At 68.7% G+C, this 11,385-nt stretch carries 10 protein-coding genes; 6 read left to right on the top strand and 4 right to left on the bottom strand.

The genetic code is table 11. The features are described 5' to 3' along the window. Positions 1-175 (bottom strand): pyruvate dehydrogenase (acetyl-transferring) E1 component subunit alpha (locus VF329_12560; GenBank protein ID HEX7081836.1); only part of this gene is annotated, 175 nt, incomplete at its 3' end. Between the two features lie 137 nt (positions 176-312). Beyond that, the gene (locus VF329_12555) at positions 313-1,611 is read right to left on the bottom strand and encodes a M24 family metallopeptidase (GenBank protein ID HEX7081835.1); all 1,299 of its coding nucleotides are present in this window, start codon (positions 1,609-1,611) and stop codon (positions 313-315) included. 182 nt (positions 1,612-1,793) lie between these two features. Between VF329_12555 and VF329_12550 the strand changes: the two genes are divergently transcribed. Next, positions 1,794-2,660 carry a pirin family protein gene (locus VF329_12550; GenBank protein ID HEX7081834.1) on the top strand — a complete coding sequence of 289 codons (867 nt, stop codon included), beginning with the start codon at positions 1,794-1,796 and terminating at the stop codon, positions 2,658-2,660. Positions 2,661-2,667: 7 nt separating this feature from the next. Here VF329_12550 and VF329_12545 read toward each other — a convergent pair whose 3' ends face one another. Both VF329_12545 and VF329_12540 read right to left on the bottom strand, forming a co-directional pair. Then, complete coding sequence (locus VF329_12545; protein ID HEX7081833.1) at positions 2,668-3,912, bottom strand: SRPBCC family protein; 1,245 nt, start codon at positions 3,910-3,912, stop codon at positions 2,668-2,670. Positions 3,913-4,135: 223 nt separating this feature from the next. Beyond that, positions 4,136-5,116, bottom strand: a complete 981-nt coding sequence (locus VF329_12540; GenBank protein HEX7081832.1) for a glutathione S-transferase family protein — start codon at positions 5,114-5,116, stop codon at positions 4,136-4,138. A 139-nt stretch (positions 5,117-5,255) separates the two neighbouring features. On the opposite strand from VF329_12540, the gene VF329_12535 reads away from it, so the two are divergent. The 5 genes from VF329_12535 to VF329_12515 all read left to right on the top strand — a co-directional run bounded on the left by VF329_12535 (position 5,256) and on the right by VF329_12515 (position 11,171). After that, complete coding sequence (locus VF329_12535; protein HEX7081831.1) at positions 5,256-6,371, top strand: C4-dicarboxylate TRAP transporter substrate-binding protein; 1,116 nt, start codon at positions 5,256-5,258, stop codon at positions 6,369-6,371. An 8-nt stretch (positions 6,372-6,379) separates the two neighbouring features. Further along, the gene (locus tag VF329_12530; protein ID HEX7081830.1) at positions 6,380-8,323 is read left to right on the top strand and encodes a TRAP transporter large permease subunit; all 1,944 of its coding nucleotides are present in this window, start codon (positions 6,380-6,382) and stop codon (positions 8,321-8,323) included. Positions 8,324-8,461: 138 nt separating this feature from the next. Beyond that, positions 8,462-9,040 carry a DUF4157 domain-containing protein gene (locus VF329_12525; GenBank protein ID HEX7081829.1) on the top strand — a complete coding sequence of 193 codons (579 nt, stop codon included), beginning with the start codon at positions 8,462-8,464 and terminating at the stop codon, positions 9,038-9,040. Between the two features lie 110 nt (positions 9,041-9,150). After that, a complete protein-coding gene (locus VF329_12520) occupies positions 9,151-9,936 on the top strand; it encodes a glutaminyl-peptide cyclotransferase (protein HEX7081828.1) in 786 nt (261 codons plus the stop codon). Between the two features lie 83 nt (positions 9,937-10,019). Continuing rightward, positions 10,020-11,171 carry a PLP-dependent aspartate aminotransferase family protein gene (locus VF329_12515; GenBank protein HEX7081827.1) on the top strand — a complete coding sequence of 384 codons (1,152 nt, stop codon included), beginning with the start codon at positions 10,020-10,022 and terminating at the stop codon, positions 11,169-11,171. Positions 11,172-11,385: the final 214 nt, after the last annotated feature.

Here is an 11,385-nt window from a genome sequence, read left to right as displayed (position 1 = left end):
TGTAGTCCGTCGGCCGCATCGCCACGCCGAAACCGGCGGCGACGGCCTCCTGGCCGAGACCGAGATGGCTCGTGCCCTTGATGAGGTTCTGCATGAAGAGGTCGTACGCGCGCTTCTCGAGATAGCGGCACTCGAGCATCGTGCGATAGAGCTTCAGCCGAGTCTCGGGACTCAGCGTCCCGTGCGGCTCCCTGAAGGACGCCGCCGGGTTCGTCGTTTGTACGTCCACTTGGATCGTCGCCTTGTCGTTGTTGGAAATCGGGGCCTGATACGTGCTTGTCGGCTGCGGCCGCCGCGCAGCTCGTGCTCTACCTAGTACGCATTCGCGACGGGCAGCTCCTCGGCCGGGAACAGCGTGATGACGCGGCAGCCCTTGTCCGTCACGACGACCTCTTCCTCGATGCGGGCCGCCGAGAAGCCGTCCTTCGCCGGGCAGTAGGTCTCGAGCGCGAAGACCATGCCTTCCTTGATCTCCATCGGGTTGTCGCTCACGAGCCGGCTGATGATCGGCCGCTCGTGCAGCGCGACGCCGAGGCCATGGCCGAACTGGAGGCCGAAGCACTCCATCTCGCTCGAGAAGCCGAACTCCTGCGCCTTCGGCCAGACCTTCGCGACCTCGTCGGTGCCGACGCCGGGCTTGATCACGTTGATCGACGCGTCGATCCACTCGCGGGCCTTCTTGTAGGCATCACGCTGCGCGTCGTTCGCGCGGCCGACGTTGATCGTGCGGTAATAGCACGTGCGGTAGCCCATGTAGGCTTGGATCACGTCGAAGAAGGTCTGATCGCCGGGGCGGATCAGCCGGTCCGTGAAGTTGTGCGGGTGCGGGCTGCAGCGCTCGCCGGCGACCGCGTTGATGGCCTCGACGTCGTCCGAGCCCATCTCGAAGAGCATCTTCGTGGCGCGGGCGACGATGTCGTTCTCGCGCACGCCCGGTTTCAGCTCCTCGTAGATCATCTGATACACCGCGTCGACCATCGACGCCGCGACGTTCAGCAGCATGATCTCGTCACGGCTCTTGATCTCGCGGGCATCGAGCATGACCTGCTGCCCGTCGCGGACCTCGAGCCCGACTTTCTGGAGCTCGTACAGCATCGGGGGCTCGACGAGATCGACGCCGAGCGGCTGGTCGGCGACGCCGTTTTCCTCGAGGATGGCCTTGATCTCCTTCGCGGCGTCGCGCATCAGGCCCGATTCGGGTGGCACCGCGCCGCGCAGGCCGAGCATGCCGGCGTGGCAGTGCGGCTTCGGAAGCCACGGCGCGTAGATCCGGTGATGCGCGGCCGCCGAGCCGAAGTCCCACAGGTGCGGCTCGGCATTGCCGGCGAGGAGCGCGAACCGGCACATCTTGTCGCGCGACCACTCGCCGATCATCGTGCTCGTCATGTAGCGGATGTTGTTCGCGTCGAACGTGAGGATCGCGCCGAGATCCGAATTCGCGAGCGCCTGCCGGGTGCGCGCCAGGCGGTAACGGTGCAGGCGGCGGAAGTCGACCCGCTCCTCGAAATCCACGTTCATCGTGCCCGGCGCGTAGATCGCGCGCGACCAGTCGTGGCGCGGGTCAATGTCCGCGTCGGAGATGATCTTCGGCTCTGAAAGCTTGGCGACCATGAATCTACTCCTCGGAGGCGGTGCTTGAAGCCCGGGCTGCCGCTGCGGCTCGCAAGATCGAGGGCAGGGTGCCGGCCGATGGCCCGATTCTAGCCCAGTCGGGGCGATTTCTCACGGCGCCGCGGTACAATCGCCATTTCGCCCAGGGGCTTCGCATTCGCCTCCGACCTTCGAGGACGCACATGGCTACGACGGACACGGCGGCCGAGTCCCGCCGCATCGTGAGAAAGATTCGCGGGCAGCCGACGAGCGACGGCGCGGGCGTGCGGATGACGCGCGTGATCGGCACGCCGATCCTCGATCACTTCGATCCGTTCCTGCTGCTCGACGAGTTCCGGTCGGACGATCCGAACGACTACATCGCGGGCTTTCCGAACCACCCGCACCGCGGCTTCGAAACCGTCACGTACATGCTGGCCGGACGCATGCGGCACGGCGACAACCAGGGCAACACCGGCCTCCTGGGGCCGGGCAGCGTGCAGTGGATGACGGCCGGGCGCGGGATCGTGCATTCGGAGTTTCCGGAGCAGGAGGAGGGGTTGATGTGGGGCTTTCAGCTCTGGGTCAACCTGCCGGCCCGCGACAAGATGACGGCCCCGCGGTACCAGGACATCCAGGCGGATCGGATCCCGGAAATCGAGCCCGCGCCGGGCGTCACGGCGCGCGTGATCGCCGGCCGCCTCGACGGCGCCGACGGCCCGGTCACCGCGGTGGCCACCGAGCCGGTCTACCACGACCTGAGGCTCGACGCGGGCGCGTCGTACACGGTCGCGGTGCCGGAAGGCCACAACGTGTTCGTCTACGTCTACCAGGGCGCGGCCGAGGTCGGGCCGCCGGGAGGCGCCGAGCGGCTCGACCGCGGCGAGCTGGCGCTGCTCGGCCACGGGCCGCGGGTCGACTTGCGGGCCGCGGCGGAGCAGGGGTGCCGCCTGATCCTCGTCGGCGGCCGTCCGCTGAACGAGCCGATCGCCCGCTACGGCCCGTTCGTGATGAACACGCCGGACGAGATCTACCAGGCGTTCGACGACTACCGCGCGGGCCGCATGTAGCCTCGCCTCAGGCGGCCGGCTGCGGCTGCGTCGGCTCCTCCGGCCGGGGCGCGCCGGATCCGTTGCCCGCCGGCCGCGCCGCCCGGTGCTCGGCGTGGGTCCTGGAGGCCGCGTCGTGCGGCGCCTTGCCGGTTTCGAGGAACGACTTCATCCGCATCAGATCGTCGTTCATCTGGTGCTTCGGGTCCGCGCCGAGCAGCCACGCGACCGCGTGACCCACCGCGCCGGCCACGGGGTTGTAGACCATCTTGATGTCGACCGTCGTCGTCCCGTCCGGGTGGCCCTGGAACTGCACGCGGCCGGCATGCTGGACGAGGGCGCCGCTCTCCGTGCTCCACGCGAGCAGGCGATTCTCCTCGCGGGCGGTCACGACCGAGTCGAACTCGAGCTCGATGCCTTTCGGGCCGCACACGGTCCAGCGCCACCGGTCGCGGTTTTCGCGCCCGTCGTTCACGCGGCGCACGCGCCGCACGTGCGTCATGAACGACGGGTAGCTCTCGAAGTCCTGCCAAAGTTGAAACACTTTCTCGACGGGCGCGTGGATGTGGATCGTCTTCTGGATATCCACGGCATGGCGCGTCGCGCCGACGCCGAAGAGGCGCCGCATCTCGAGGTTCGTCGCGGCCCTCGAGAGCAGCAGCATGCCGCCGGCACCGAGCATCGTGCCGAGCGGAGTCCGTCGGTTCAGCCCGTAGAGCGCGGCCGCAGCGCCCGCGAGACCGCCGATCGCACGCGCGGTCGGGGACCAGTTCGCCTGCATGAATGCGGAGCGCTGTCCCGGCCGGCGCCGCGGATGCCCTTGGAGGCCGGGAATCCGTCCCGGCTCGGCGTGCACCTCGAGCCGGTTGTGCACGTCCCGCACGCCGCGGACGCCGCGCACGTGATCGATCAGCAGCGGGGCCTCGTCCTCGAGGATCGGCCCGGACAGCGTCACGACGCCGTCTTTCACCTCGACCTCGATCGACGCCGGGTGCGTGACCGCGCGCCCGAGACACGCGCGCACCCGGTCGGCGAGCACGGCGTCGTCCACCGGCGATGCATCGAACAGCGAGCGCACGCTCGCGGTCGTGCCGATCGCCCGGTTGCGGAAGTCGCGGCCGACGACGCCGACGCCGCGCCGCGCCTTGTGCCCGGTGTGCACGAGCTGGTCGCGCACCAACGCGCGTCGGTAACGGCCCCGCGCGGGGTCGAAGTAGTACATCGTCGCGGCTCCGATCCCGGCGCCGAGCATCATCATCAATCGACTGTTCATGACCCACCTCTTTGCAAAAAGTGAGACCAGGAATCGGAACGGGCGGCCGCCGGCCGCGCGGGTCGCGTCGGATCAGCGTCGTCGCGGCGACTTCCCGCGGGTCCGCATCGGATGCGGCCTCGAGCCGAATCGAGGCTCTCTCTGGCCTGCGGCAGCAAGACTCGTTCCGGGCGCCCGCCACGGCGCGGGCGCCGGAAGCGGAACGCTCAGGCGAGCGGAACGCTCAAGCGAGCCGCGCGCGATCGTGCGGCGCCCCGTAATCGATGTCCGGGCCGATCGGGACGATCAGGTGGGGATTGATGGTCGTATGGCTGCCGTAATAGTGCGCCTTGATGATCGGGACCTTCACCGTCTCGGCGACGCCCGGCACCTGGTAAAGATCGCGCGTGTACCCCCAGAGGTTCGGGTAGTCGACGATCCGGCGCTTGTTGCACTTGAAGTGGCCGAAATACACGGGATCGAAGCGTACGAGCGTCGTGAAGAAGCGCCAGTCCGCTTCGGTAATGCGCGCGCCCGTGAGATAGCGGCGCGACGCGAGGCGCTCGTCGAGGCGGTCGAGCGCGTCGAACACGGCCGTCGCGGCTTCCTCGTAGGCCTCCTGAGTGGTCGCGAAGCCCGCCTTGTAGACGCCGTTGTTCACGTTCGGGTAAATGAAGTCGTTCAGCGCGTCGATCTCGGCCCGTAACGGCTCGGGATAGAAGTCGGCGTCGTTCGCGCCGACGTCGTCGAACGCCGAGTTCAGCATCCGGACGATCTCGGCCGATTCGTTCGAGACGATCGTGCGCTGCTCCTTGTCCCACAGCACCGGGACCGTGGCGCGCCCGCTGTATCGGGGATCGGCGAGCGTGTAGAGCTCGTAAAGCCGGCTCACGCCGTTCACGGTGTCCGGGATCACGCCTTCGCCCGGCTCGAACGTCCAGCCTTCCGAGCCCATGTGGGCATTCACGGCCGAGACGCCGATCAGCGGCTCGAGGCCCTTGAGCTTGCGGAGGATCAGCGTGCGGTGCGCCCACGGGCACGCCCACGAGACGTAGAGGTGATAGCGCCCGGGCTCCGCCTTGAACCCGCCGCGCCCGCTCGGCCCCGGCGACCCGTCCGGCGTCACCCAATTACGGAACTGCGATTCGCTGCGGACGAACCGCCCCTGCGACGCCTTCGTGTCGTACCAGACGTCGTGCCATCGGCCTTCGATCAGCATACCCATGATCCCTACCTTACCAGCTGCGTGCATCCGGCGGCGGCCCGCGTGCACGCGCATTCGGCGCCGGACACGTGTGCGGGACCGCCCGTTCGTGGTACTGTCTCGCGCGACGACTGTCGTGCGGCTTGCCCTTGGGGGAGAATTGGGAAATCCGCCGAAGACTTCCGGTGCTAATCGGGCCCGTGCCGCCGGCGCGCTGCTCGCCGCTGCCGCTCTCGCGGCTGCCGCGGGGTCGGCGCCCGCCGCCGCGGCCGAGACCATCCGCCTGACGGTCGCGTCGAGCCACACGACCGGCCTGCCGTGGGTCGGGGTCATGCACTCCGCGGTCGTCGAGCAGATGAACGATCGGCTCGAGGCGATCGGCAGCCCCTATCGAATCCGCTGGACCGAGGCGTACGGCGGCTCGCTCTACAAATACTCCAACACGCTCGAGGCGGTCGAGATCGGCCTCACCGACATCGGCTGGGTCGGCACGCTCTGGGAGCTCTCGAAGATGCCGCTCCAAAACGTGACGTACTACACGCCGTTCGTCACGGACGACTACCACATGATCCTCGACATCTTCAACGAGCTGCACGAGACGCTGCCGTCGCTCACGCAAGCCTGGACGGATCAGAACCAGCGCTTCCTCGGCGGCAGCGCCGTCGACACGTATCACCTGATGACGAACTTCCCGGTCCGCAGCATCGAGGATCTTCGCGGCCACAAGATCCTCGCGCCGGGGCCGACCGCCGCATGGCTCGAGGGTACCGGCGCGGTCGCGGTCGACGGCGGGCTCACGACGTACTACACGCAGATCCAGACCGGCGTCGCGGACGGCGTGCTGACCATCCTGACCGGCGCGCCGCCGTATCGCATCCACGAGGTCGCGCCGTACATCACCCTGGTCGGCATCGGCGCGCAGCTCACGGGCGGCATGGCGATCAACCTCGACACGTGGGAGTCCCTGCCGCCGGAGGTGCAGGAGGTGCTGACGGAGCTCGGCAAGGCCTACAGCGATGGCGTCGCCGCCGAGCTCGACGTGCGCTACGCACGCGGGCTCGAGTCCATGCAGAAGGACGGCGCCGTCGTTTACGAGCTCCCGCTCGAGGAGCGGCGCAAGTGGCTCGCAGGGATACCGAACATCGCCGGCCGATGGGCCGCCGCCAACGAGGAGCGCGGCTATCCGGCGAAAGAAGTTCTGCGCGCCTACATGGAAGCGGTGCGGGCGAAAGGGGGCACGCCGCTCCGCGACTGGGACAAGATCCCGTACCCCTGAGCTGGTCGATGTACGTTTTGCAGCAGCGATCGGCATGGTCGGACGGCGCGGCGCGCGCGTTCGACCGGCTGATCGTCTTGATGAACGGCGCGGGCGTCGTCTGGGTCTTCGCGCTCACGTTCCTGATCTGCGCCGACATCGTCGGGCGGACCGTGTTCGACCATCCGATCCGCGGCGTCACCGAGATCGTGTCGCTGTCGCTCGTCGCGAGCGTGTTCCTGCAGGTCGCGTACGCCGTCCAGCAGGACCGGATCACGCGCGCCGAGATGCTGCTCGGCCCGCTCGACGCCGGAGCACCGTCCGCCGCGCGCCGCTGGCGGATGGTCATGGCGGCCGTCGGCTGCGTGCTGCTCGCTCTGACCGCGGTCGGCGAATGGCCGGACACGGTGCGCGCGTTGCTGACGAGCGAGTTCGCCGGCGTGCAGGGGCAGTTCACGATGCTCGTATGGCCGATCAAGGCGATCATCGTGCTCGGCTCCGTCGTCGCCGCGCTCGAGTACCTGCGGCAGGTCGCGGCGGCGCAGCCGGCCGCGCCCGCGGCGTCGACACGGGGCGCGCGCGCGATCGCGTGGCTCACGGTGATCGGTCCGCTCGCGGTCGCGGCGGCCGCGGCCGTCGTGGGGCTCGCAGGCGCCGAGCCCGCCGAGCCCCGGACGATCGGCGTGCTGATGATCGTCGCCGTGCTGCTGCTGATCGGGCTCGGCTTGCCGATCGCGATCTCGCTGCTGCTGACGGGCTTCGTCGGTCTCGTCCTGCTCGAGCGCGACTTCGGGGTCGCCACGCGGACGCTCGCGCTTGCGGCCGAAGGCACGGTGTCGGACTACGTGTTCGCCACGGTGCCGTTGTTCGTGTTGATGGGGCTGTTCGTGAACGTGTCGGACATCGGGCGCGACGCGTTCCGCGCGGCGCAGCAGATCTTCGGGCGCATCGTCGGCGGCCTCGGCGTCGCCACGGTCGCGGCGAACGCGATTTTCGCCGCGATCACCGGCATCTCGATCGCGTCCGCGGCGATCTTCACGAAGATCGCCGTGCCCGAGATGGTGCGGCACGGCTACACGCCGAAGTTCGCCGTCGGGTTGACGGCGGGCTCGTCGGTGCTCGGCATGCTGATCCCGCCGAGCCTGCTGCTGATCATCTACGGCGTGATCGCCGAGGTTTCGATCGGCGCGCTGTTCATCGCCGCGGTGATCCCCGGCATTCTCCTCGCCGTGGCGTTCGCCGTGGCCGTCATGCTGATGGCGCGGCTGTGGCCGGAGTTCGTCGGCCACGTGCACCGCGGCGGCGCCGACGGGGACGCCGGCGGCATGCGCGCCTTCCTCGGGCTGCTGCCGGTGCTGTTCCTGATCCTGCTGGTGCTCGGCGGCATCTACGGCGGCGTCTTCACGCCGACGGAGGCGGGCGCCGCCGGAGCGTTCGCGGCGATGTGCCTCGCGCTGCTGCGCCGGCGCCTCACGTGGGCGAAGCTCTGGGAGGTGATCCGCGAGACCGGGCAAGTGTCCGTGATCATCCTCTTCCTGATCATCTCGGCGAGCACGTTCAGCCGCATGCTGACGCTGACCGAGCTGCCGCAGGACATGGCGGGCTTTCTCGGCGGCACGGGCCTCGGCATGTCCGGCTTTCTCGCCGCGTATCTCGTGCTGCTGATCGTCCTCGGATGCGTGCTCGACTCCACGTCGATCATGCTGATTCTGCTGCCGCTCGCGCTGCCGGTCGTCACCGCGCTCGGCGGGGATCTCGTCTGGTTCGGCGTCATCACGACGATCGGCGTCGAGATCGGCCTGCTGACGCCGCCGCTCGGGCTCTCCGCGTACGTGATCAAGTCGAGCCTGGACGACGACCGCGTCAGCCTGGGAACGATCTTCGCGGGCTCTTTCCCGTTCGTGCTGATCATGACCGCCGTGACGATCCTGCTGATGGCGGTCCCGAAGCTCAGCCTCGTGTTCCTCGGCTGAGCCCCGCCGCGGCGGGGCTGCGCGCGCGCCGATTGCGCCGCGGGCGCCGCCCGGGTCATGATGCCTCCCGCGATGCTCAAACGAAGGATCCGAACCGGCCGTGCCGCGGCGCTCGCGGCGGCAGCCTTGACCGCCGGCATGCCAATTTCCGCAAGCCGCGCCAGCCCGTCGCCGCTCGACGCGCTCGTCGCCGCGTTCTCGGCGCGCGCTGCCGAGACGCTTGCCGGCCTCGAGCGCCGGCTGCACGATCTCGACCCGCATGTCGTCGCTGCGGCGGCGCCGATGCTCGCGCGGATGATCGTGGAGTCGCGCGACGAGGCGATCGCCGCCGGCGTCGAGCCGGTCCCCGAAGCGATCCGTGCGGAGCTCGCCGATCACGTCCCGCCGGAGATCCTCGACCTCGCCCGCTGGTGCGCGAATTGCGGCAGCGAGCTCTCGCTGCAGAAGAACGCGTTTCGGCTCGGCCTCGCGCCGGCGATCACGCTCGGACACGTGATCGTGTTCCTGAACCGCGACGACGCGCTCACGGATCCTGCGTTGTGGGCGCACGAGCTGAAGCACGTGATGCAGTTCGAGGAGTGGGGCATCGACGGCTTCGCGGGCCGCTATATCGACGACTACGAGGCCGTCGAGCGCGAGGCGGCGGAATTCCGGTGGGAATGGGTGAAGCGCACCGGGTGGCTCGAGCGCCGCCACGCCGCGCGCGCCGGCGGATGAGGACGCGGGCCGATCCGCGCCGCCCGCGGCGGGCCGGCGAAAGTGCGCTAAAGTAGCGTTCGCCGCGCGGCTTTCCACGGGCCGCCGTGCCCCGAGCTCGAAGCATGACGATGTCGATGAGAATCAAGTGGACGATCGCCGGCGCGCTCGTCGCGATCGCGGCGGCTCTGGTCGCCTGGCCCCGGCTGGGCGCGCCCCGGGAGCCGCAGCTCTGGGGGGTCGAGGTGCAGGCGGTGCACCCGCACGATCCGTCCGCGTTCACGCAAGGTCTCGCGTTCTACGAAGGCGCGTTCTACGAGGGCACGGGGCAGTACGGCCGCTCGTCGATCCGCCGCGTCGATCTCGAGACGGGCGAGGTGCAGCAGGCGGAGCCGCTTTCGGCGGCCTATTTCGGGGAAGGCATCACGATCCTCGACGGCCGCCTGTACCAGCTCACGTGGCTGAATCACGTCGGGTTCGTCTATGACGTCTACTCCTTCGAGCGGCTCGGCACGTTCGGGTACGACGGCGAGGGATGGGGGCTCACGCATGACGGCGAGCACCTGATTCTGAGCGACGGCACCGAGACGATTCGTTTTCTGAACCCGCAGACGTTCGAGGTCGAGAAAAGCATCCGCGTGCACGCGAACGGCCGCCCGGTCGTCCGCCTCAACGAGCTCGAGTACGTCGACGGCGAGATTTGGGCGAACGTCTGGTACGAGGACCGGATCGCTCGGATCGACCCGGACAGCGGCGACGTCGTCGGCTGGATCGAAGCCGGCGCCGTCTATCCGCCGGCACAGCGCGGCCGGGAGGACGTTCTGAACGGCATCGCCTACGATCCGGACACCGGGCGGCTGATCATCACCGGCAAGAACTGGCCGAACGTCTACGAGATCGAGCTCGTGCCCCGCTGAGGCGCCCGACGGGCGCGATGCCCAAGGCTCGGGCCCTTTCCGGTATCATCGCGGCCTCACCCACCGTTTGGCGGAGCAGGCCGATGGGTTTCACCACGAAACAAGTGCACGCCGGCGTCACGCCGGATCCGGTGACCGGCGCGATCCTTACTCCCATTTATCAGTCCACGACCTTCGTGCAGGATTCCGTGGACGAGTATCTCGCGAAGGGCTTCTCGTACTCGCGCACGGCGAACCCCACGGTCCGCGCGCTCGAGAAGAAGCTCGCGATCCTCGAGGAAGGTGCGGACTGCACCTGCTACACGACCGGCATGGCGGCGATCCATGCCGTGCTCGAGGCCTGCCTTTCGGCCGGCGATCATGCGGTGGTGTCCGACGTCGCGTACGGCGGCACGTATCGGCTCTGCACGAAGATATTCCGTCGTTTCGGCGTGGAATTCACGTTCGCCGACACGTCGAGCGCGGATGCCGTGCGGGCGGCGCTTCGGCCGAACACGCGGCTCGTGCTCACCGAGACGCCGGCGAACCCGACGTTGAAGCTGACCGACATCGCGGCGGTCTCGGAGATCACCCGCGAGCGGGGCATCCCGCACGCCGTCGACAACACGTTCCTCTCGCCGTACTACCAGCGCCCGCTCGCGCTCGGCGCGAACATCTCAATCCACAGCACCACGAAGTATTTCGACGGCCACAACGCGACGGTCGGGGGCGCGGTCATCACCGACGAGAAGGAGCTCGACGAGAAGATCCGCTTCGTGCAGAACGCGGGGGGCATGATCATGTCGCCGTGGGTCGCGTGGCTGACGCTGCAAGGCATCAAGACGCTGTCCCTGCGGATGGACCGGCAGTCGCAGAATGCGCAAGCGATCGCGGAGTTTCTCGAGTCGCATCCGAAAGTCGCGCGAGTGTGCTACCCGGGCCTCGAGTCGTTCCCGCAGCATGCGCTCGCGAAGCGCCAGGCGAGCGGATTCGGGGCGATGCTGTGGTTCGAGGTGCAGGGCGGCGTCGCGGCCGGCAAGAAGCTGATGGACTCGGTGAAGCTCTGCACGCTTGCCGAGAATCTCGGCTCGGTCGAGACGCTGATCACGCATCCGGTCACGATGACGCACTCCGACGTCGAGGAAGCCGAGCGCAAGCGCGTCGGCATCACGGACGGGCTCGTGCGGCTGTCGGTCGGGCTCGAGGACGTGGAGGACCTGATCGACGATCTGCGGCAGGCGCTCGCAGCGATTTGAGCAGCAGCGAATGTATCGGCAGCCTACGGGAGTACAGCTTGGTGGTATGCGGAGTGCGCCGCGTGCGGTCGCTTTCGGGACCGCCGCAAGTACGTCCCTGTAGGCTCGCTCGCGCGCAGCCGCCACCCCAGCGCTCACTGCGTTCGCGCCGGGGACCCCGGCCATGCGTGCGAGCGTCCCGAAAGCGACCACACGCGGCGCACTCCGCAGACGC

This window comes from Gammaproteobacteria bacterium, assembly GCA_036381015.1.
In the GTDB taxonomy this organism is placed as follows: Bacteria; Pseudomonadota; Gammaproteobacteria; order Steroidobacterales; family Rariloculaceae; genus ZC4RG20.
Note: the sequence above shows the minus strand (reverse complement) of the source record. Positions and strands in the feature narration are given on the sequence as shown.